Source organism: Enterococcus sp. DIV0682, from assembly GCF_051712685.1.
In the GTDB taxonomy this organism is placed as follows: Bacteria; Bacillota; Bacilli; order Lactobacillales; family Enterococcaceae; genus Enterococcus; species Enterococcus faecalis.
Genome location: NZ_JBIOPK010000001.1, coordinates 1,076,479 through 1,096,817, shown reverse-complemented (window position 1 = coordinate 1,096,817; position 20,339 = coordinate 1,076,479). Strand labels below are relative to the sequence as shown.

The 20,339-nt window shown below is 38.1% G+C and carries 24 protein-coding genes and 1 other RNA gene; 4 read left to right on the top strand and 21 right to left on the bottom strand.

The genetic code is table 11. The annotated features are described in order from the left end of the window. Positions 1 to 141: 141 nt before the first annotated feature. From IGK96_RS05245 to IGK96_RS05190, 12 genes are all read right to left on the bottom strand, one after another. Positions 142 to 711, bottom strand: a complete 570-nt coding sequence (locus IGK96_RS05245; protein ID WP_002364165.1) for a TIGR01440 family protein — start codon at positions 709 to 711, stop codon at positions 142 to 144. After that, a complete protein-coding gene (locus tag IGK96_RS05240) occupies positions 708 to 1,214 on the bottom strand; it encodes an ECF transporter S component (RefSeq protein ID WP_002395212.1) in 507 nt (168 codons plus the stop codon). The genes IGK96_RS05245 and IGK96_RS05240 overlap by 4 nt, the downstream gene beginning before the upstream one ends. Beyond that, positions 1,198 to 2,034, bottom strand: a complete 837-nt coding sequence (locus tag IGK96_RS05235) for a bifunctional hydroxymethylpyrimidine kinase/phosphomethylpyrimidine kinase (protein WP_025191152.1) — start codon at positions 2,032 to 2,034, stop codon at positions 1,198 to 1,200. Before IGK96_RS05235 ends, IGK96_RS05240 begins: the two co-directional genes overlap by 17 nt. Before the next feature lie 149 nt (positions 2,035 to 2,183). Continuing rightward, entirely contained in the window at positions 2,184 to 3,953 is a 1,770-nt protein-coding gene (gene aspS / locus IGK96_RS05230) for an aspartate--tRNA ligase (RefSeq protein ID WP_002360034.1), read from the bottom strand. 17 nt (positions 3,954 to 3,970) lie between these two features. Further along, a complete protein-coding gene (gene hisS / locus IGK96_RS05225; RefSeq protein WP_002362049.1) occupies positions 3,971 to 5,272 on the bottom strand; it encodes a histidine--tRNA ligase in 1,302 nt (433 codons plus the stop codon). Then, positions 5,269 to 5,490, bottom strand: coding sequence for a hypothetical protein (locus IGK96_RS05220; RefSeq protein ID WP_002383130.1), 222 nt, complete (start codon positions 5,488 to 5,490; stop codon positions 5,269 to 5,271). Before IGK96_RS05220 ends, hisS begins: the two co-directional genes overlap by 4 nt. Positions 5,491 to 5,629: 139 nt before the next feature. Further along, positions 5,630 to 6,076: a D-aminoacyl-tRNA deacylase gene (dtd, locus tag IGK96_RS05215; protein ID WP_002357080.1), complete on the bottom strand. Its 447-nt coding sequence runs from the start codon at positions 6,074 to 6,076 to the stop codon at positions 5,630 to 5,632. A gap of 23 nt (positions 6,077 to 6,099) precedes the next feature. Continuing rightward, complete coding sequence (locus tag IGK96_RS05210; protein ID WP_002357079.1) at positions 6,100 to 8,313, bottom strand: RelA/SpoT family protein; 2,214 nt, start codon at positions 8,311 to 8,313, stop codon at positions 6,100 to 6,102. 214 nt (positions 8,314 to 8,527) lie between these two features. Then, entirely contained in the window at positions 8,528 to 9,280 is a 753-nt protein-coding gene (locus IGK96_RS05205) for a 16S rRNA (uracil(1498)-N(3))-methyltransferase (protein ID WP_002370972.1), read from the bottom strand. 1 nt (position 9,281) lies between these two features. Next, entirely contained in the window at positions 9,282 to 10,229 is a 948-nt protein-coding gene (gene prmA, locus IGK96_RS05200) for a 50S ribosomal protein L11 methyltransferase (protein WP_002357075.1), read from the bottom strand. A 15-nt stretch (positions 10,230 to 10,244) separates the two neighbouring features. Next, positions 10,245 to 10,730: a DUF3013 family protein gene (locus tag IGK96_RS05195; RefSeq protein WP_010713278.1), complete on the bottom strand. Its 486-nt coding sequence runs from the start codon at positions 10,728 to 10,730 to the stop codon at positions 10,245 to 10,247. Next, complete coding sequence (locus IGK96_RS05190) at positions 10,687 to 11,364, bottom strand: DNA-3-methyladenine glycosylase (protein ID WP_002364174.1); 678 nt, start codon at positions 11,362 to 11,364, stop codon at positions 10,687 to 10,689. The genes IGK96_RS05195 and IGK96_RS05190 overlap by 44 nt, the downstream gene beginning before the upstream one ends. Before the next feature lie 128 nt (positions 11,365 to 11,492). Here IGK96_RS05190 and IGK96_RS05185 point away from each other — a divergent pair, with 128 nt between their 5' ends. From IGK96_RS05185 to IGK96_RS05170, 4 genes are all read left to right on the top strand, one after another. Continuing rightward, positions 11,493 to 12,770 carry a replication-associated recombination protein A gene (locus tag IGK96_RS05185; RefSeq protein ID WP_002360030.1) on the top strand — a complete coding sequence of 426 codons (1,278 nt, stop codon included), beginning with the start codon at positions 11,493 to 11,495 and terminating at the stop codon, positions 12,768 to 12,770. Positions 12,771 to 12,842: 72 nt separating this feature from the next. Continuing rightward, positions 12,843 to 13,036, top strand: a non-coding RNA gene (gene ssrS / locus IGK96_RS05180) — 6S RNA. Positions 13,037 to 13,043: 7 nt separating this feature from the next. Continuing rightward, the gene (locus tag IGK96_RS05175; RefSeq protein WP_002357068.1) at positions 13,044 to 13,376 is read left to right on the top strand and encodes a hypothetical protein; all 333 of its coding nucleotides are present in this window, start codon (positions 13,044 to 13,046) and stop codon (positions 13,374 to 13,376) included. Positions 13,377 to 13,552: 176 nt separating this feature from the next. Next, a complete protein-coding gene (locus tag IGK96_RS05170; protein ID WP_002357065.1) occupies positions 13,553 to 14,026 on the top strand; it encodes a universal stress protein in 474 nt (157 codons plus the stop codon). Positions 14,027 to 14,137: 111 nt separating this feature from the next. Here IGK96_RS05170 and IGK96_RS05165 read toward each other — a convergent pair whose 3' ends face one another. The 9 genes from IGK96_RS05165 to comGA all read right to left on the bottom strand — a co-directional run bounded on the left by IGK96_RS05165 (position 14,138) and on the right by comGA (position 20,244). Continuing rightward, the gene (locus tag IGK96_RS05165) at positions 14,138 to 15,325 is read right to left on the bottom strand and encodes an acetate/propionate family kinase (protein ID WP_002357064.1); all 1,188 of its coding nucleotides are present in this window, start codon (positions 15,323 to 15,325) and stop codon (positions 14,138 to 14,140) included. Between the two features lie 24 nt (positions 15,326 to 15,349). Further along, positions 15,350 to 16,357, bottom strand: coding sequence for a class I SAM-dependent methyltransferase (locus IGK96_RS05160; protein WP_002357063.1), 1,008 nt, complete (start codon positions 16,355 to 16,357; stop codon positions 15,350 to 15,352). Between the two features lie 128 nt (positions 16,358 to 16,485). After that, entirely contained in the window at positions 16,486 to 16,839 is a 354-nt protein-coding gene (comGG, locus tag IGK96_RS05155) for a competence type IV pilus minor pilin ComGG (RefSeq protein WP_016618446.1), read from the bottom strand. After that, positions 16,839 to 17,273 (bottom strand): competence type IV pilus minor pilin ComGF, encoded by a 435-nt coding sequence (gene comGF / locus IGK96_RS05150; RefSeq protein ID WP_010707381.1) that lies wholly within the window; start codon positions 17,271 to 17,273, stop codon positions 16,839 to 16,841. Before comGF ends, comGG begins: the two co-directional genes overlap by 1 nt. After that, complete coding sequence (locus tag IGK96_RS05145) at positions 17,263 to 17,589, bottom strand: type II secretion system protein (protein WP_010775953.1); 327 nt, start codon at positions 17,587 to 17,589, stop codon at positions 17,263 to 17,265. The genes comGF and IGK96_RS05145 overlap by 11 nt, the downstream gene beginning before the upstream one ends. Then, positions 17,555 to 18,001: a competence type IV pilus minor pilin ComGD gene (comGD, locus tag IGK96_RS05140; protein WP_016618445.1), complete on the bottom strand. Its 447-nt coding sequence runs from the start codon at positions 17,999 to 18,001 to the stop codon at positions 17,555 to 17,557. Before comGD ends, IGK96_RS05145 begins: the two co-directional genes overlap by 35 nt. Continuing rightward, positions 17,998 to 18,273, bottom strand: coding sequence for a competence type IV pilus major pilin ComGC (comGC, locus tag IGK96_RS05135; protein ID WP_438755912.1), 276 nt, complete (start codon positions 18,271 to 18,273; stop codon positions 17,998 to 18,000). Before comGC ends, comGD begins: the two co-directional genes overlap by 4 nt. Next, a complete protein-coding gene (comGB, locus tag IGK96_RS05130) occupies positions 18,273 to 19,319 on the bottom strand; it encodes a competence type IV pilus assembly protein ComGB (protein WP_085443260.1) in 1,047 nt (348 codons plus the stop codon). Before comGB ends, comGC begins: the two co-directional genes overlap by 1 nt. Continuing rightward, entirely contained in the window at positions 19,276 to 20,244 is a 969-nt protein-coding gene (gene comGA / locus IGK96_RS05125) for a competence type IV pilus ATPase ComGA (protein ID WP_085443259.1), read from the bottom strand. The genes comGB and comGA overlap by 44 nt, the downstream gene beginning before the upstream one ends. Between the last annotated feature and the right edge of the window lie 95 nt (positions 20,245 to 20,339).

The following is a 20,339-nucleotide window of genomic DNA, read 5'->3' as shown; positions in this document are numbered from 1 at the left end:
AATAATAGCCTCGTTTCAGGTTTTCAATAAATTACATTTCTTTTCATATTATACGTGGTTTACCGAGAGAAAAAAAGAGATTCCTATAATAATTACGGAAGATTCATCAAATGTTTATAGAAATGAAAAAAGAACGAAATCTTAACGATTTCGTTCTTGGGTTGTTTCATAATGGGCTCTTGGTCCACCAATATATTTAGGACGAGAATATAATGCTGTAACATGGGCCGCACCTAACGTTCGAATGCTCAAGCGAAGAGGAACTTGCACATGTTTTACATGCATACCGATAGATGTATCGCCAATGTCAATCCCTGCTTGAGCAACAATATGCTCCACTTCCACAGGTTCATCAAATTTTTCAAAGGCAGCCACTGAACAAGAACCGCCAGCATGTAATTGTGGTACTACCGAGACAATTTCAAAGCCTTTTTCTTCAGCCACACGACGTTCCATCGCTAAAGCACGATTAATATGTTCGCATCCTTGGACAGCCAAAGAGATGCCTTTTTTATCTAATTGTTCAATTAAGGTTGAGACAATCCATTGTCCTACTTCGGCACTGGAATTTTTACCAATGACGCCACCTACTACCTCACTGGTGGTACAACCCAAAACGAATAGGTCCCCTTTTTTTAAATTCCCTGCTGTAATGACTTCTTCTGTAATTGTCACTAACTGTTCTTTTAACATTTTTTCATCGATAGTCATTTGTTCATCCTTCTTTCTTCTAAACGACCATTTTTTGGTAACACACGTTTTAATGTTTGACTAAGAGGCAATGCTACAATCACCCCAAATAAGGATTGAATGATATTCCCTGGTAAAGAGGCAATCCCCGCACCCACGCCGTAAAGCCAGCTAGTCGCTAAAGCATACCCGCTAATCATAAGGAGACTGGCTAAAAGTAATCCTAGCGTTTGCATCTTTTTACTTTTATTAAAGAAGTGACCTGCTAACCAACCTTGTCCGCCATGAATCAATAACGAAAAAACGAACCATTGTGGATAGCCTGACAATAAATCAATTAAACCACCGCTTAAAGCTCCGACTGTCAAGCCACCAATCGGACCAAAAAGTAAACTAGCAATGTAAATCCCTGCATCCGCCAATGTAACAAAGCCATTTGTTGCTGGGACGGGGATAATAAAGACCATTGACACAGCCACTGTTAAAGCGGTAATTACTGCATATAGACTAATTTTTCTTGTCATTATCCGCCACACCTCCTGCTAGTAATCCTTCATGCCACACACTTCCAAAAGCTGCATTTAGCTGGACCCCAGAAACAATGGCTTCATGAACGTATGTTTTTGCTAAATCAACTGCTTCAATTAACGGATATCCTTTAACTAAATTCGCACCAATTGCAGAGGCAAAGGAACAACCAGCGCCATCAATGGTGTGGGCCATTACTTTTTCTTTGACCAATTGAATATGTTGTTGTCCATCATAAAAAAAGTCACGTGCTTCTTGGCCAAGCCAACGATTACCACCTTTAATCACCACCGTTGCCGCTCCTAAAGAGTTTAACTCTTCCGCCGCTTGTTGGACTTCTTCGACGGTTGTTAATTTTCTGCCAATGAGTAATTCTGCTTCTTTCAAATTAGGCGTTATAATCGTTGCGAATGGAAAAAGTTTTTCAATCAATAACTGCATGTATCTTTTTTCATAAACTGAAGTCGTTTCTTTAAAAGCCAAGACAGGATCCAACACCACCGGCAGACCTGCGTACTTTTTCAAAAAGGTTGCAATTTGTAGCATACTTTCTTCACTGTGAATCAAGCCAATCTTGATGCCGTCTAAACTCCCGGCAGGTATGGAAGCGAGTTGCTCTTTCACCAAAGAAGTCTCAAGGTCATGAATCTGAAAATGATTCTTAGGGGCTGTAGCAAGGCAAGTTAAAGTTGATAAACCAAAGACTTGATGATTTTCAAACGTTTTTAAATCTGTTTGAATCCCGCCACCTGAAAAAGGATCGGAACCGCCAATTGTTAAAATTATTTTTGTCATTTGTTTCGCTCCTTTATACACTCAGTTATCATACAAAGTTTTCTAAAAAGAAAAAACAGCCAATTGGCAGATTTTTAGCTCAGCCACTTTTTATTTTGTTATCCTTTTCTTTCCCAAAGAAAGAGTGACCTCATCCGTCAATGAAGTCACTCTTTCTTTAGATTTAACATTTATTCGTCAATGGCTGTTACATCAATGTTTAATTCAAACAATTGTAATGGAGAAACTAAACTTGGTGCGTTGTTCATTGGGTCAATTGCTTTCCCGTTTTTAGGGAAGGCAATCACTTCACGAATATTTTCTTCCCCAGCCAATAGCATTGCTAAGCGGTCTAGCCCTAAAGCAATCCCTCCATGTGGCGGGAAGCCGTAATCTAATGCGTCTAGCAAGAAACCAAATTGGTCTTGTGCTTCTTCTTTTGTAAAACCTAACGTTTCAAACATTTTTTCTTGTAATTCTCGTGTATGGATCCGTAATGAGCCACCGCCTAATTCGTAGCCGTTTAAGACAACATCGTAAGCTTCAGCATACACAGAGGCTGGGTCTGTTGCTAAGCGGGCCACATCCTCTGCTTTTGGTTGTGTAAATGGATGATGAGCAGAAACATAGCGGCCAGCTTCTTCATCATATTCAAACAACGGCCAATCCACAATCCATAAGAAATTGAATTTCGATTCATCAATTAAACCTAATTCTTTACCTAAACGTGTACGTACCGCACCTAAAGCAGCGGCTACGATTTCAGGTTTATCGGCACCAAACATTAAAATATCACCGACTTCTGCATTGGTAGCAGCAATTAATTCATCACTAACTTCTGTTAAGAATTTAGCAATTGGTCCTTTTAAGCCATCTTCTTCAACTTTTAACCAAGCTAAGCCTTTTGCGCCAAATTGACTCACATACTTACCTAAGTTATCCATATCTTTACGAGAATACTTATCTGCGGCGCCTTTTGCATTTAAAGCCTTCACATGTCCACCATTTTCCAACGCTGCTTGGAAAACTTTGAAGTCTACGTCTTTCACTACATCTGCAACATCAATTAATTCCATAGCAAAACGAGTGTCGGGTTTATCGCTACCATAGCGTGCCATCGCTTCGTCATAGCTCATTCGTGGAAACGGAACAGAAATCTCAATTCCTTTTGTCTCTTTCATCACTTCAGCCAACATATTTTCTGTATATGTTTGAATTTCTTCTGGTGTTAAAAAGGTCGTTTCGATATCGATTTGTGTAAATTCTGGTTGACGGTCGCCTCGTAAATCTTCATCACGGAAACAACGAACGATTTGGTAATAGCGATCGAAGCCTGCCCCCATTAATAATTGTTTAAAGAGTTGTGGTGATTGTGGCAAAGCATAAAAATGACCGGCATGGACACGAGAAGGAACCAAATAATCTCGAGCGCCTTCTGGTGTTGATTTGCCTAAATAAGGAGTTTCAATGTCTAAAAAGTCATGATTATCTAAATAGTGACGGATTGTTTTCGTTACTTGGTGACGTAATTTAATGTTGTTTGTCATTGATGGACGACGTAAATCTAAATAACGATATTTCATGCGCAATTCGTCATTAACGTTATTATCATCTTCAATGGTAAATGGCGTTGTTTTCGCAGTATTTAAAATCGTAATGTCAGTCGCCATCACTTCAAACTCGCCAGTTTTCATTTTGGGATTAATCGCTTCTTTATCACGATAAACGACTTGACCTTTAACTTCGATGACGTATTCACTACGACATTTATCAGCAATTTCCCATGCTTCTTTTGACTTTTCTGGGTTAAAGACCACTTGGACGATTCCTTCACGGTCACGTAAATCAATAAAGATAACGCCTCCTAAGTCACGACGTTTTTGAACCCATCCTTTTAATACAACTTCTTTTTCAATAAATTCGGCAGATACATTGCCGCAATAGGTTGTGCGTTTTGCCATTTCTCAATCTCTCCTTTTTATTCTTCAATCATTTTTGTCATCATTTCGTCATACACTTCATCAAATGAATCATGAATAGCACTTAACGGGAAGGCTTTTTCTTCGCGTGTTGCCATTGATTTTACGTTGACAATGCCTTCATTCAATTCATTTTCACCGATTGTTAAAACTAATTTTGCTTGTAATTTATCGGCCGTTTTAAATTGCGCTTTTGGTTTGCGATTCATGTAATCACGATCAGCTGAGAAACCAAAGTTACGAATGCTTTGAACAAGTTGCAAAGCTGCGACGTTGGTTTCTGAACCAATGCCAACCACATATGCGTCTAATTCAGATAACGCTGGAATCACAACTTCTTCAGCTTCCATTGTTAACAACACTCGCTCAATGCCCATACCAAAACCAAAACCTGGTGTGTCTGGGCCGCCTAATTCTTCAACTAAACCATTGTATCGGCCCCCTGCACAAATAGTTGATTGCGCCCCCATTTTAGGCGCTTCACTCATAATTTCAAAAATTGTGTGTGTGTAATAATCCAGACCGCGAACCATATTACTATCAATTTCATAAGGAATTTCTAGTAAATCTAACATATCAGTTACTGCTTCAAAATGTGCTTTAGATGGTTCATTTAAATAATCTAAAATGGAGGGCGCTTCCGCGACAATCACCTTGTCTTTTTTATCTTTGCTGTCTAACACCCGCAATGGATTTTCGTGTAAGCGACGTTGTGAATCCTCGCTTAATTCTGCCATATGGGGCTCTAAATAATCGATTAATGCTTGACGGTACGTAGCACGTGTTTCTTTATCCCCTAAGGAATTAATAACTAATTTGATTTGTTGGATGCCTAATTGTTTGAAGAAGTCCAAAGCCATAGCCATAATTTCAACATCCAATGCTGGGTTTTCACTACCAAATGCTTCCACACCAATTTGATGGAATTGACGCAAACGACCAGCTTGTGGGCGTTCATAGCGGAACATCGGCCCCATGTAATAGGTTTTATATGGTTTCGTATATTCCGGACCATATAATTTATTTTCAACGAAGGCCCGAACAATTGGCGCTGTCCCCTCAGGACGTAGCGTCACGTGACGGTCTCCTTTATCATAAAAATCATACATTTCTTTTGAAACAATATCTGTAGTATCGCCAACACTGCGAGATATCACTTCATAATGTTCAAAAATCGGGGTTCTGATTTCTTGGTATTGATAATCTTTAAAAATCAAACGAGCTGTTTCTTCCACAAATTGCCATTTTTCAGAAGTTCCTGGCAAAATATCGTTTGTTCCTTTTGGTTTTTGATAACTCATTGTCTTTCTCTCCTTCTATCATTCCACAAAAATGTGTGCGCCATTTTCTTTTTTCTAAAAATGAAAAAAGCCCTTGTATGTTGAACATACAAGGGCGTAAAAGTCTCTTTTACACGGTACCACCTAGTTTTGAAAGATTTTACTCTTTCCTCAACGATTAACGCTCGTAACGGGACGGCTTTTCTTCCGTCCATCTCCAGAATGTCTTTCACTTTCACTGTTGAAGTTGCTCTCAGCCACGGCAACTCTCTCTTCGCAGACAGATGAAACTTACTCGTTCCTTCGTAGATTTTTAATATTATCTATAAACTACTAAAGTTCTCTTAGAAAGTCAAGGGTTTCCGACAGGAAAATCAATTATTTTTCTCGTGTATCAATCACAATGGTCACTGGACCATCATTGGTCAACGACACTTGCATATCCGCGCCAAATTCTCCTGTGGCTACCGCTATTCCTTCTGCTTCTAATTGTTGATTAAATAATTCATACAAAGGAATCGCCACATCTGGACGAGCCGCTTCAATAAAACTGGGACGATTGCCTTTTTTAGTTTTTGCATAGAGGGTAAATTGAGAGATACTCAAAATTGATCCTTCAATCTCTTGAATACTGCGATTCATTTTTCCTTCGTCATCTTCAAAAACACGTAATTTACTGATTTTGCCAACAACATAAGCCACATCTTCTGGCGTGTCTTCTTGATGAATGCCCACCAGCACCATGAAGCCTTGTTTGATTTGTCCCACTATCTGCTCTTCTATCGCAACTTGTGCTTGACTGACTCTTTGAATAACTACTTTCATCTTTTTTGCCTCACTTTTAACACTTACCCATTGGTTCGACGAACACTATAAACATCTGGTACACTTTTAATTTTGTCAACGATGGTTTTTAAATGAGAAAGGTTTTGAATTTTCACAGTGACATGAATCTGGGCCATCTTATCTTTGGATGGACGAGCTTCAACGCCGACTAAATTTTTTGTCATCGAACTAATGACTTGTAAAACATCACTCAGTAAGCCACTACGATCATAGCCGTAAATCTCCAAATCGGCAGCGTATTCTTTGCGACTGTGCTCGGTATCTTCCCACTCAACTTCAATTAGACGTTGTGCTAATTCTTCTTGATGTTGTACGTTAGGACAGTCCGCACGATGAATTGAAACGCCCCGTCCTTTGGTAATGTAACCAACGATTTCATCACCAGGCACTGGATTACAACAGCGGCTTAAACGAATCAATAGGTTGTCCACCCCTTGAATCACGATGCCGCCTTCATGACGAACTTTCATTTTTTCTGATTCTTTTTTAGCTGGCTGATTTAACAACTCTTCTGCTTCTTGACGTTGGCGTTCCAACTCTTGTTCGCGGCGTTCTTTTTCTGTTAAACGATTGCACACTACTTGCGCACTTACTTCGCCATAACCTACTGCCGCAAATAAATCATCTTCCGTTTGAAATTTAAATTTATCTAGCACTTCCGCCATTTTATTCTTCGTTAAAAATTCTTTCGGTGTAAAGCCGATTTCTGTCATGTATTTAATGACAGCATCATGCCCTTTAATAATGTTATCTTCACGGTCTTGTTCTTTAAAGAAACGTTTGATTTTATTTTTGGCTTTACTTGTTTTAACCATTTTCAGCCAGTCGCGACTAGGTCCGAAAGAATTCGGTGATGTTAAGACTTCAATAATATCCCCATTTTTTAGGACATAGTCTAACTGTACCATTTTGCCGTTGACCTTCGCACCGGTTGTTTTATTTCCAATTTCAGTATGAATGCTGTAGGCAAAATCTAGTGGTCCGGAGCCTTTTGGCAGTTCGGTTACATCTCCACTTGGCGTAAAGACATAGACTTTGTCACTAAAAATGTCTTCTTTAACACCTTGCATAAATTCAGAAGCATCATAGCTTTCATCTTGTAATTCAATAATTTCATGGAACCAATCGACTTGCTTCGTCAGTTCATCTGTTTCAATTTTTTCCGCTTTGCCTTCTTTATAGGCCCAATGAGCCGCCACCCCAAATTCGGCGATTTGGTGCATCTCATGGGTCCGAATTTGGACCTCTACTGGATTCCCTTTTGGCCCAATAACTGTCGTATGGATAGACTGATACATATTCGCTTTTGGCATAGCAATATAATCTTTAAAGCGACCTGGCATTGGTGTCCAACGTGTATGAATCGCACCTAACACGGCATAGCAATCTTTAATGGAATCGACAATAACACGAATGGCTAATAAGTCATAGATTTCATTAAACTGTTTCTTTTGGTCCTTCATTTTACGATAGATTGAATAAATATGTTTTGGTCGACCATATATTTCTGCGTAAATTTCTAAATCTTCCGTAGCTAAACGAATATCTTCGACTGCTTCTGCCACATAAGCTTCACGTTCATCGCGTTTACTTTGCATCAAATTAACAATTCGATAGTATTGGTTGGGGTTAATATAACGTAAGGCCGTATCTTCTAATTCCCATTTAATTCGACTAATCCCTAAGCGATGTGCTAAAGGCGCATAAATTTCTAAAGTTTCTTGTGCAATCCGTCGTTGCTTATCTTCACGTAAATGTTTTAATGTGCGCATATTGTGCAAACGATCGGCTAGTTTCACCATAATAACCCGTAAATCTTGCGCCATTGCCAATAACATTTTTCGATGATTTTCAGCTAATTGTTCTTCATGAGATTTATATTTAATTTTTCCTAGTTTCGTTACGCCATCGACTAACATTGCGATGTCTTCGCCAAATTCTTCTTTTAAATCGTCCAGTGTTACGTCCGTATCTTCGACAACATCATGTAAAAATCCTGTTGCTACAGTATGGGGATCCATATGTAATTCAGCCAGAATGCCTGCCACTTGAATCGGATGGATGATGTAAGGTTCACCTGATTGTCGGACTTGACCTTCGTGTGCTTTTTCAGCATAAGTTAATGCTTTTTGAACCAACTCAACATGTTCTGGTCCCATATAGGTACTTACAATTTTGATGACCGCTGGGCCTGTCAGTATTTCTTCTTTTGGCATGGTATTCACTCCTCTATGAAGGTGACCTTTGGATAAAGAACACTTCGTTCACGTTTTATCTATTTTAATAAAAAAGAAAAGTACCACTTGAAACAGTAGCACTTTCAACAACTCTATTATACTAAATTTCCCTTAAATTTCAATCACTGTCGCTTTTTTACTCTCTGTTTATTTAAAGAGAATGCCTACAAGAATTTTACAGGCGGGCTTTCGTTTAATTTAAAAGTTCCATTTGGTAGCTAACCACACTTAAAAGATACAACGGTGCTGTTTCTGCTCGTAAAATTCTCGGACCCAACCCGCAAAGTTTCGCCCCAGCCTGCAGAAATTGTTCAATTTCTTGCGGTGCAAAGCCACCTTCAGGTCCAAAGAGCACACACAAACGTGCGCCTGGCTGGCAAGTGGATAATACTTGTGCTAATTGACTTTTTTCTCCTTGTTTTGCTGATTCTTCATACGCAACCAAGACTGTGTCATATGAGTCAAATTGCGCAATGATTTCTTGTGTTTTTTCCACCAAAGAAACACTTGGTGTCTGCTGTCGATGCGATTGCTCCGCCGCTTCTGTGGCAATTTTTTGTAATCTTTTTTCTTTGGCTGCTCTTTTTTTGTGGTCCCATTTGACAACGGAAGTTTTCGCAGGAAAGCCGATAAACTGATTGCCACCTAGCTCCGTGCCTTTTTGAACAATCCATTCTAACTTGTCCCCTTTTGGTAACCCACACGCAATCGTCACTTCAATTGGCAATTCTTTGTCCATTTCTTCTTTACTAATTTCTTTAAAGTAAACAGATGTTGAATCAATTTCCACAATCTCAGCTAAAATGGCAGTTTTATTTTGAAATACTAAATAACAACGATCATTCGGCGTCATTCGCATAACTCGCACAATATGATGATAGTTTTCATCTGCGACTTTATACAAATCTTTTTCTTGATAATCTTCTTTCATGAAATACCGTTGCATTTTACTCTTCCTCTGGTTTCTTCAAGATAATCGCATACCAATCGCCTTGATTAAAGAGTTGGTCCACCACAAAACCGACTTTCGTTAGTGCTTCTAAAACCATTGCTTTTTTATCTTCAATAATTCCAGAAATAATGAAGGTACCGTCTTGTTTTAGCAAACGCCAAGCATCTTCAATCATTAACACAATAATATCTGCCAAAATATTTGCGACGATTACATCAGCAGAATGGTCAATCCCTTTTAGTAAATCATTGGCTGACACATGAACATCGGCCGCAATGGGATTTAAATCCATATTTTCTTTTGCCGCTGCAACTGCTACTTCATCTAAATCATATGCGTAGACGTCTTTAGCCCCTAAATAGCGACTTGCAATACTCAAAACACCAGAACCCGTTCCTACATCTAGAACTGTTTCGCCACCACGTAAAACAGTTTCTAAAGCTTGCAAGGTTAAACGAGTCGTTGGATGCGTGCCTGTACCGAAAGCCATGCCCGGATCCAATGTGATAATTTTTTCTGCTTCATCTTGTGCGTGATAGGCTTCCCAACTTGGCACAATCGTTAAGAATCGTGTGACACGGACAGGATGATAATATTTTTTCCAAGCAGTTGCCCAGTCGCTTTCTGCTACTTCACTAATTGTCATTTCGTTTTTACCAATGGATAAGCCGTACTCTGGCAAGCGTAAAATATTTTCTTTCATAAATGGTAAAATTTCTGGTAAGAAGGTTGTTTCAGGAAAATAAGCCATCACAATCGCCCCTTCTTTAATGTGGGTGAATTGCTCTTTATCTAAAATTTCCCCATACAGATCACTTTCAAAATTTTCAATGTCCAACGCATCTTCAATGGCCACGCCACTTGCGCCAGCTTCCATCATAATGTTTGAAATTGCTTCAACTGCTTCGCTAGCCGTTTCTACTTTTACTTCTGTCCACTTCATGTTCTCACCTCTAAATTAATAACTTGGATACGCAATCCATTGTTCTTTTTCTGTTTCTGCCACTTTTTTAATCATCGCTTCAAAATCTGCTGGCTCCCAATGCAATTCAAAAACTTCCGCTGTTTCATCTGATAAAAAGTCTAACAAATCACTTTGCCCTTCATCTAAAACCACTTTTAAATAGTGAATGAATCCGTCTAAAACTGCTTTGCGTAGCCCTTTTTTTCCTTCATAAGGAATTGTGACTAAATACTCTTCATCATCAACGACTGACTTTTGCGGATTATAAAATAACAAGCCATCTTCAAATTCAATGAATTCTTCTTCTGAAAGCGTACCGTCAACATCATCAATCGCCACTTGTTCATTGTTTTCTGCATATAAACGAACAATGACTTCGATGGTATGGTTTTTGCGATCCCAATCAAGGCCTACTTCGTAATCTGCTAAGTGTTTTTCAAGTTGTTCCTCTAAGTATGTGAGCATTGTTGCTTTTTTCATTTTCTTCATCCTTCCAGCCAAAATCTATTTGGTCTACTGCTGTTCTTTTTTGTTTAGAAATATATGGATTGCCAGCCACGACGTATCTTAAAGGCAACTCTGTCCAACGACCTTTATTGGGAATTCCAATTCGTGGTAGTGCCTCAATTTTTTTCGGAAATTTTCGTTTTTCTGGCACGAGCCGTAACGAACTAGAAAAAATCGACTGCCCATATAATTGCTTATCAATTCCTAAGGCTGCAACTAATTTACCTGGTCCATTGGTCAATTCCACGCCTTGACGTCCTTGGCGATTTTCAATCATTTTGTCGACACCTTCAACAGGTTCAATCGCGCGGATCATCACCCCTTGTGGTTTGCCTTGTTCTTGTGTCACCATATTTAAAATTAAATGCGTGTGCATAGTATATAAATAAATCGTGCCTGGTTTGTCATACATGGCTTGTAAGCGTGGCGTTTTTCTCAAGCCAAAGCTATGGGCCGCCTCATCATCAGGACCTAAATAAGCTTCTGCATCCACAATGTACCCACCTAAAACGCCTGTTGCTGTTTCGTGCTCTAAATACATCCCTAACAAGTATTGCGCCACTTCTTCAGTTGTTTTTGTGTTAAAGATATTTATCGTTTCTTTCATTTCTTTCACCACTCCCTATCATACACGAAACCTTCCGCTATATCCATCTAAAACCCAAAAAACCACCAAAAAGCGAATGTACGTTCTTTATGTTATAATAAGATGATTATGAAAAAGGAGGTCCTTTTATGCAACAACCTTTAGCCTATCGAATGCGACCTCGTCACTTAGACGAAGTAGTTGGTCAACAACATTTAGTCGGCCCTGGTAAAATTATTCGTCGGATGGTCGAAGCCAAAATGCTTTCATCGATGATTCTTTATGGGCCGCCTGGCACTGGAAAAACCAGTATTGCCAGCGCAATCGCTGGTTCAACAAATTATGCCTTTCGCATGTTGAACGCGGCCACAGACACCAAAAAAGATTTACAAATCGTTGCTGAAGAAGCCAAAATGAGTGGCACAGTGATTTTACTGCTTGATGAAATTCACCGATTAGATAAAACAAAACAAGATTTTTTGCTCCCTCATTTAGAAAACGGACGAATTATTATGATTGGAGCCACTACCGAAAATCCATATATCACAATTAACCCTGCGATTCGTAGTCGCACGCAAATTTTTGAAGTAAAGCCCTTAACAGAAACAGACATTCAGCAAGCGATTCAAGAAGCCTTAACCGATAGCACACGTGGCTTAGGCGATTATCCCGTCCACTTAGAAGAAAAAGCATTACAACATTTGACACGCGCAACGAACGGTGACTTACGTAGTGCGCTAAATGGACTAGAATTAGCTGTTAAATCAACACCCAAAAATGAACAAGGCGAAATTAAGATCACCTTACCGATTATTGAAGAGTGCGTGCAACGAAAAGCCTTAACCCATGATAAAGATGGCGATGCCCATTATGACGTGATTTCCGCTTTCCAAAAGTCGATCCGAGGAAGCGATGTAGATGCTGCACTTCATTATTTGGGTCGCTTAGTTGAAGCAGGTGATTTACCAATTATTTGTCGTCGTTTAATGGTCATTGCTTACGAGGATATCGGTCTTGGGAATCCTGCGGCCGCCGCTCGGACAGTCACCGCTGTTCAAGCCGCCGAAAAGCTAGGGTTTCCAGAAGCTAGGATTCCTCTAGCTAGTGTCGTCATTGATTTATGTTTATCGCCAAAATCAAATTCTGCAGTCACAGCGATTGATGCTGCTTTGGCAGATATTCGACAAGGCTCTGTGGGAGACGTTCCTGATCATTTGCGTGATGCCCACTATGCTGGAGCCAAAGAATTAAACCGTGGTATTGGTTATCAATACCCACATAATTTTGAAAACGGTTGGGTCAATCAGCAATACTTACCTGACAAATTAAAAGAGGCACGTTATTATGAGCCGATTGATATTGGTAAATATGAACAAGCCTTACATCAGCAACTCAAGCGTATCCAAGAATGGAAACAGAAAAAATAACAAAATAATACGCTTTCAAAAAAAGAAACAATCTCGTTGCCGATTTTGAGAGAGTATGCTATTATAAAGATGGTAAATCTGTGATGTACGCGTTGTCCTTTCACTGTGTTGACCGAACATTTTTATTGATATCTAGGGATCCTGCTTGTATCAAAGTTGGTAACATGCCTTTTCTTTTGGTAGTTCAATACTGCGATCGAGGAACCCACCTGCTTATCTTGCGGGTTCAATACTCTAGGACGATTACCGGCATCGACGGATTTTACCATTTTTATGAAGATTTCTAAACAATTTGCTCTGGCAAGTTGTTTTTTTTTGGAGGACAAGATGATTCGTATACTCGTACTATTACTCGCCGTTGTCACAGGCGTAGCCAGTTATTATTTGATGAAGAAAAGTGCAGCTTTTTTACCACTCTTAAAAAAAGAAACTGCAACAGAAAGTCAACAGTTTATCGAACGTTTTGGGCGTTATTACTTGATTATCGCCATTCTAGGTGTTCTAGCGGCTATTTTTAATCGCCCGTTATTGTCAATTGGTTTTATCTTTTTTGTTTTATTACTTTCAACGTTGTTTAGTTTAACTTTTGCAAAAAAAATGTCATAAAAGACGATGAATTTAAAACTTCGTTCAAAAAGATTTTTTTGAACGAAGTTTTTTTTACAAAAAAATGCCAATATTCAGAAAAAAAGAAGCGGTTTCAGTTTCTTTTTTTCTTTGTTTGTTTTACAATTATTATAGAAACAATTAATGATTTTTTTACGCTGAAAGGAGCGGTTATTATGTTACAACAATATCAAAAAATTATGATAGCAATCGATGGTTCTGACGAAGCAGACTTAGCCTTTAAAAAAGCGGTCAACGTCGCTAAACGAAACGATGCTGAATTACTATTAGCACATGTTGTTGATACGCGCTCTTTCCAATCAGTGTCCTCTTTTGATGGTGCGCTAGCAGAAGAAGCAATGTCAATGGCAAAAGAAACCTTAGACACCTACCAACAACAAGCGGTGGATATGGGACAAACAAAAGTCTCTAGCGTTCTAGCCTATGGTTCTCCTAAGAACATTATTGCCAAAGAATTACCAAAAGAATACAACATTGATTTAATTATGTTAGGAGCAACTGGATTAAATGCCGTTGAGCGTTTATTTATTGGCTCTGTCTCTGAATCAGTTATCCGTAACGCTAGTTGCGATGTTCTCGTTGTACGGACGGATTTAGACAACAAATTACCAAAAAATGAAGAAAAATAAAAAATAAGAAGAAACTGAGCCAACTATCAAAAGTGATAGTTGGCTCAGCTTCTCTTTATTGACCTATTAAGCACACCTTGTGAGAGCGTCTCACAAGGTGTGTTCGTTTAATTATTTTAGACGTTCTACGTCACGGGCAATCATTAACTCTTCGTCAGTTGGTACTAATAGAAGCTTGATTTTTGAATCATCAGTTGAGATAACTGCTTCTTCACCGTGTACATTATTTTTGTCATCATCGATTTCACAACCAAACCAAGTCATGCCATCAATAATATCTTTACGAACGCCAACTGCATTTTCACCGATTCCAGCAGTAAAGACAATCGCATCAACGCCATTCATAACAGTGACATAGCTACCAATGTATTTACGAATACGATCGATAAAAATGTTGTATGCTGTTTGAACTTCAGGTTTATCTAGGTTTGATTGAATATCGCGCATGTCGCTTGATAAACCATTTGTTAAACCTAATAAACCAGATTTTTTGTTTAAAATATCAACCATGTCTTGTACATCAGTCAAGCCAAGTTTTGTCATTAAATAAGGCAATAGTGACGCATCAACATCCCCTGAACGAGTCCCCATTGTAACGCCAGCAAGAGGAGTGAAGCCCATTGATGTATCGACTGATTTACCACCATCAACTGCAGTGATTGAAGCACCATTTCCTAAGTGACAAGTGATAATTTTCAAGTCTTCAATTGGACGACCTAACATTTCTGCGGCACGTTGAGAGACATAACGATGACTTGTTCCATGTGCCCCATATTTACGAGCAGCAAATTTTTCATAGTATTCACGCGGTACACTATATAAATAGTTGTGTTCTGGCATTGTTGTGTGGAACGACGTATCAAAGACTGCCACGCTAATGATTTCTGGTAAGATATGTTTAAATGCTTTAATCCCCATTGCATTCGCTGGGTTGTGTAAAGGTGCTAATTCAGATAAAGCTTCAATTTTTTCTAATACTTCGTCTGTAATAACAACAGAATCTTTAAATTCTTCTCCACCAGCAACTACACGGTGACCAACACCAGTAATTTCATCATAAGAACCTAAAATGTTTAAGTCGATTAATTGGTCTAGTAACATTTTTACTGCCACTTCATGGTTATCAATATCAACAATTACTTCATATTTTTGTCCTTCACCATATTTAATTGTGAAGATAGAATCTTTTAAGCCAATACGTTCAACGATTCCTTTAGCGATCACTTCTTCATTTGGCATTTGGTATAATTGCCATTTTAAACTTGAACTACCTGCATTAATTGCAATTGTTTTAGACATAATTTTCTCCTCTTCGTTACTATTTTATTTTAAATTTGAAGCTTTCCAAGCTTCAAATTGTTTAAAGAACTCCGTTACTTTATTGATATCTTTCAAAGAGGCAAGTTTTGCTAACAAAACTTCCTTCACTTGCTCAGCATCTGCACCCTTGTTTTGAACAAGCAAGATACTTTTACGTGATTGTTCTGACTTAAACAATTCATCAGGTAACTGTATCATTCCTTGTAAATAGACATTTTTTGTCAACCAATTTTTAAAGAATTCACTTTGCTCAGTCTCTAAAATATTTGTCGGGATTAAGAATAAGCCAAACCCTGCTGGCTTCACGTATTTCATAGCTTGCTCCATTAATAAATGATGCGCATAACTATGGCCTTCCTCAGCAGCAGCAGCAAATCCCTTTGCTCGCTCATCATTTGGATAATAGCCAATCGGTAAGTCACTTAATGCTAAATCAACTGGATCCAATAACAAATCTTGCAATCCGTCTTGATGGAACAACTGAATATTGGCTTGTGACCAAGCATTGTTCACAGAAGATACTGCCAAAAGTGTTTCATCGATATCCACACCATAACCAGAAACTTTGTAACCAGCTGTTTCAAGGTTCAGCAGAACCGTTAACAGTAAATTTCCCATTCCTGAAGCAGGATCTAAAATTTTTAATGGCTCTGATTTATTTGTTAATTGTTCTACTAAATAAACAAACAAAAAGCCAATACCGTCTGGCGTCAATTGATGATTTGCTTGAAGCTGCTCTTTTCTCGTTCCTTTTAACAAAAGTAATTGGGACAAGCGTCGCACATCTTCAGGAGCTAAATCAATTTTTTTAATCGTATGATACAGCGTTTCTAATTGTTTCACTGTCTCTGGATTAGGTACTCCGTCAAGTACTCGTACTTGAAAATCATCTAAAATATTTTCACCATTTTCAATATACGCATCTAAAAAAGAAGTATCCAATGACTGTTGCAATAACTGGATTGCTTGTTCCATTGGCTCGAAAGCCTCTTCAATTTTTTCTGGGAACAAATTAGCACCTCTATTCTATTCAAAATGTAACAACTTCCATACCTGTTTTATTTTAACGAAAAAAGAAAGAATAATCAATGCCTTTACTGTCTTTCTTCTAAAATCTAATAATTTGTAGAAAAACAACGCTATTCCAGTATTGTTTCCGCTTTTTTTTGATGAGAAACTCTCTCTTGATATTGGTATTTTCGACCAGATTTGTTTAATAAAACAGTTATTCTTAATTGTTCATTTTTGTACGTATAATCGAGGGTCACTTGCGCGTATACGAGCCTTTCTTCTGTTTTTAACTTTCGTCTATTTTGTTTAACATCTGCAAGAAATAAATGAAGGATACTTTGCCCTGCATAGTATTCCTGGGTAGCTTGCGTAAATTTTTGTGTTAACTGACGTTCTTCTAGTAACAGAAGGGCGAGAAAACTCATCAAATAAACAAAGGCCATGGCCGTGAACAATAAGTTTCCTGAATATTTTTGCCTCATTAAAATTCTCCCTTTATTGGAAAAAAACTATCAAATGTTTTTCCAGAAGTAAAAGTAATTTCCAAAGTAAACGATTGTCCTTCATTTTTAAACTGTCCATTTTTGATACCAATTAACAGCGGTTGGTAACCTTTACCATTGACTCGCTTAATAATTTTATCTTCTTTGATTTGAATTGAAATAGTCTTGTTTGTTTCTGAGTCGAGGAAAGAAATCTCTTGAGCAGAGCCTGTTTGGAAAACGAGCTTTTGACATTCTTTTTCTAATTGAATTAAAAAAATATGCCAGGATTTCGAATCATTGTTTTTCAAATATTGATTTCCGATAAAACTTTGTTGAATCATCAACTGAAACAATTGACACATACAACTTAAAACGACTAGTGCCACTAAACACTCTAACATCGTAAAACCCGCATATTTTTTATTGACCAATCAAAATCGCTCCTCTTGAATCTGTGACTTTTAGTATCCTTCTTCCCTCGTTCTCCATCAAAGAAAATCGGTAAGTTTCTCCTTGATATATCCGCTCTTTGAAACGTAAATCACCCGTCTGCTCTAAAAATAAAATTGCTTCGTATCCTAGACGAGTGCGCGTTAATTCTTGCTCCCGTTGATAATTTTGCTGAATTAATTGTGTAATAGTCAGGGAGAATATCCCTGCTACCACACATACAATACTAAAACTAACGAGACTCTCTAATAAAATAAAACCGCTATAAATAGTTAATTTTCTTCGTATATTTGCCACTCCCCATCTGAAATTGTAAAATAAGTTGCTGTTTCTTTTCAGTCCAAGTAAAAATATATTTCACTAAACGACCATTGTTCCCTGACGAATGAAGAAAACTGAGTTTGCTTGGACCACTCACTGTCATTTTTTCAGGTACAGCTAGCGAAGTCCTTCGAGCTGATTGGTTAAATTTATCAGGAAATGAAAAGCTTTGTTGTTCTTCAAAAAACCAAACTTCTTGTGTTTCCTCTAAAACAATTGCTTGCTGTTGCGCAAAACGAAGTTGTTTTTCTACCGTAGCAAGAAACTGTTCAATTTTTAATGTTTCTTGCCAGCGGTTAATAGCGAGTGTTGGGAGCATAGTCATAAAGCAAACAATCGTTAAACTAGCAAGTGTTTCCATTAATGTGAATCCTGCTGACTTGTTCATTGCTTTTCTGCTGTATATTTATCTAACTGCTCTTTAGTAATGTAGCCTTCGTTGACTAATTCATTTAAGGAAGGCGTCTTATTTTTTTCTAGTGTGTAGAGCTCGATTTGTGATTCTACAATTTTTACGATTACTTCATTGCCTTTTTTGTCAACTGTTTCTTTATGTTTCGCTAAGTTAGGGACAAAAAGTAAAATCAATACGGAAATAATCAATAAGACAATCAACATTTCTAATAATGTAAACCCCGCGTATTTTTGTTTCTTTTTCATTATAAAACTCCTTCCATATTGCCATAAATAGGCAGCAACATTGCCCCATAAACACCGATAATTAAACAAGCAATTATGATAAAAATAAGTGGTTGAACGAGAGTAATGACTCGTTCAATTTTTTTGAAAAAACCTTGGAAACAGACATTACTATAAACCATCAACTCCTTGCCTAATTTTCCTTTTACTTCTCCTTGTTGAATCATTAAACCCAATGCTTTTGTAAAAAAAGGATAAGCAGCTAATTGTCTATGTAAGGTTTCACCAACTAGCAGACCTTCACTAATTGCTCCAGCTAATTCTTTCATTAAGGGGTAATTGGTTGTATGGCGCATCAAATCGATGACTTCTTTCATTTCTAATCCTTGTGCGAGCAACTTCCCCCATTCTAGTGCAAAAAAAGCACTGACGTATTCCCGATAAAGGCCACGGATAATTGGCAATTTCAGATATACGCAGGCCCTCTGAATAGCAGACTGATGCTTCAAATAACGGTTTAAAATGAAGAAGCTAAATGAGAGGACAAAAACTAAGGTAACCAGAATGTATGGACTGTAAACAATCAGAAGAATCCCAATATTTTTAGAATAACTATTGGCATCATTTTCCATTAATTGGGGCAATAAAAATTGCCGAATACCAACAATGACGAGAATCAAAAAAACAATCAGGAGCAGCGGATAACTAATTATTTTATAGAACTGTTGCCGATATTTTTCCGTTTGAAAAAAATGTTCGGAAATCGCTTGTAGTGTCCCTACCAAATCCCCGTGTGCGGTAGCAAACGACAATTGTGCCGAGACCATTGTTGAAAACCCTAATTCTTCGACTAAAGCTTGTAAGGCAATGCCTGAGGAAAAGCCTTCAACTAAAAAAGTTATACTGTGCTGAGGTAAGGCGTTTGATTTTTTCATGAAGGAAAAACTTTCTTGTATATTAAAACCATTTGCAAGTAAATCCGCTAATAGTTTCAGAAAAAGCTGCTGTTGTTTTTTCGTTAATTTATTCGATGGCTTGAAAATACGTTTTTTCTGTAATAAACCCATACGCCCACGCCTTTCTTAGATTCTTTTGCCAACTACTCTTTATAACGGCTCCCTTAAAGAAAAAATAATCATAAAGAATTCCTGCTACTTGTTCCTTATTAATCGTGGTTGTCAAAATCTGTTGATAAATGATACCTTGCAAGCATTCAGCCAATTCATGCTCTGGGCCACCTAATTCTATCAAACGCCGTTGCACCCCCAATAAGTTACGGGCGTGAATTGTCGCAAAAATAGTATGACCCGTTAAGGCGGCTCGAATAACTGCTTGAGCCGTCTCGCCATCACGAATTTCACCAATAATCAAAATATCAGGATGATGGCGCAAGCAAACTTTGATCAAGGCTTCGTACGTTAACTGAATTTTTTCATTTGTTTGCAACTGTAAAAACTGCTTTTCCTCAATTTCAACAGGATCCTCAATCGCTATCACTTGTTGTTCGCCACTTCTTTCTTTAGCCACACGATACATGGTTGTTGTTTTCCCAGAACCAACTGGCCCACTGAATAAATAAAGTCCTCGTTTCTGACAAGATGCTTCAATTTCATTCAGCTGGTGGGGAAAGAAAAAATGTTCAGCTTGTTCACCAAATCGGTGCAAAAAACGAATTACCAAGCTCTCTCGATTCTGAAAATCTCCCACAGATGATAAACGCAAGCGTTGCTTCGTCTCGCCAATTAGATAAGTTGTCGCGCCTAATTGTGCTTTTCGTCTTTCTCCGACATCCATGCCGCCTATAAATTTAAAGTGGAAAATTAACTTTTCGCCTATTTCTGCGGAAACTTGTGTGTAAGGTGTCCGTTGCATCCCTGTCCGAAAAGAGATAGCTATTTCGGTATCATTGGGTAAAAAATAAACGTCTTGCGCCCCATGAAGGACGCCCCATTCAATTAATTGATGAGCCAATTTTTTTACATTTTCAGTCATTCATTTCCTCCTCTCACTAATAAACTACGCATTTATTTTATGATTTCAGCAAAAAAAGAACCTTCACCAATAAGATGAAGGTTCTTTTTTTGAAG

What these genes read in the sequence shown, in the direction of transcription:
- IGK96_RS05245 (WP_002364165.1), bottom strand. Translation starts at nt 711, where the DNA reads ATGACTATCGATGAAAAAATGTTAAAAGAACAGTTAGTGACAATTACA.
- IGK96_RS05240 (WP_002395212.1), bottom strand. Translation starts at nt 1,214, where the DNA reads ATGACAAGAAAAATTAGTCTATATGCAGTAATTACCGCTTTAACAGTG.
- aspS (WP_002360034.1), bottom strand. Translation starts at nt 3,953, where the DNA reads ATGGCAAAACGCACAACCTATTGCGGCAATGTATCTGCCGAATTTATT.
- hisS (WP_002362049.1), bottom strand. Translation starts at nt 5,272, where the DNA reads ATGAGTTATCAAAAACCAAAAGGAACAAACGATATTTTGCCAGGAACT.
- dtd (WP_002357080.1), bottom strand. Translation starts at nt 6,076, where the DNA reads ATGAAAGTAGTTATTCAAAGAGTCAGTCAAGCACAAGTTGCGATAGAA.
- IGK96_RS05210 (WP_002357079.1), bottom strand. Translation starts at nt 8,313, where the DNA reads ATGCCAAAAGAAGAAATACTGACAGGCCCAGCGGTCATCAAAATTGTA.
- IGK96_RS05205 (WP_002370972.1), bottom strand. Translation starts at nt 9,280, where the DNA reads ATGCAACGGTATTTCATGAAAGAAGATTATCAAGAAAAAGATTTGTAT.
- prmA (WP_002357075.1), bottom strand. Translation starts at nt 10,229, where the DNA reads ATGAAGTGGACAGAAGTAAAAGTAGAAACGGCTAGCGAAGCAGTTGAA.
- IGK96_RS05195 (WP_010713278.1), bottom strand. Translation starts at nt 10,730, where the DNA reads ATGAAAAAAGCAACAATGCTCACATACTTAGAGGAACAACTTGAAAAA.
- IGK96_RS05190 (WP_002364174.1), bottom strand. Translation starts at nt 11,364, where the DNA reads ATGAAAGAAACGATAAATATCTTTAACACAAAAACAACTGAAGAAGTG.
- IGK96_RS05185 (WP_002360030.1), top strand. Translation starts at nt 11,493, where the DNA reads ATGCAACAACCTTTAGCCTATCGAATGCGACCTCGTCACTTAGACGAA.
- IGK96_RS05175 (WP_002357068.1), top strand. Translation starts at nt 13,044, where the DNA reads ATGAAGATTTCTAAACAATTTGCTCTGGCAAGTTGTTTTTTTTTGGAG.
- IGK96_RS05170 (WP_002357065.1), top strand. Translation starts at nt 13,553, where the DNA reads ATGTTACAACAATATCAAAAAATTATGATAGCAATCGATGGTTCTGAC.
- IGK96_RS05165 (WP_002357064.1), bottom strand. Translation starts at nt 15,325, where the DNA reads ATGTCTAAAACAATTGCAATTAATGCAGGTAGTTCAAGTTTAAAATGG.
- comGG (WP_016618446.1), bottom strand. Translation starts at nt 16,839, where the DNA reads ATGAGGCAAAAATATTCAGGAAACTTATTGTTCACGGCCATGGCCTTT.
- comGD (WP_016618445.1), bottom strand. Translation starts at nt 18,001, where the DNA reads ATGAACAAGTCAGCAGGATTCACATTAATGGAAACACTTGCTAGTTTA.
- comGC (WP_438755912.1), bottom strand. Translation starts at nt 18,273, where the DNA reads ATGAAAAAGAAACAAAAATACGCGGGGTTTACATTATTAGAAATGTTG.
- comGB (WP_085443260.1), bottom strand. Translation starts at nt 19,319, where the DNA reads ATGGGTTTATTACAGAAAAAACGTATTTTCAAGCCATCGAATAAATTA.
- comGA (WP_085443259.1), bottom strand. Translation starts at nt 20,244, where the DNA reads ATGACTGAAAATGTAAAAAAATTGGCTCATCAATTAATTGAATGGGGC.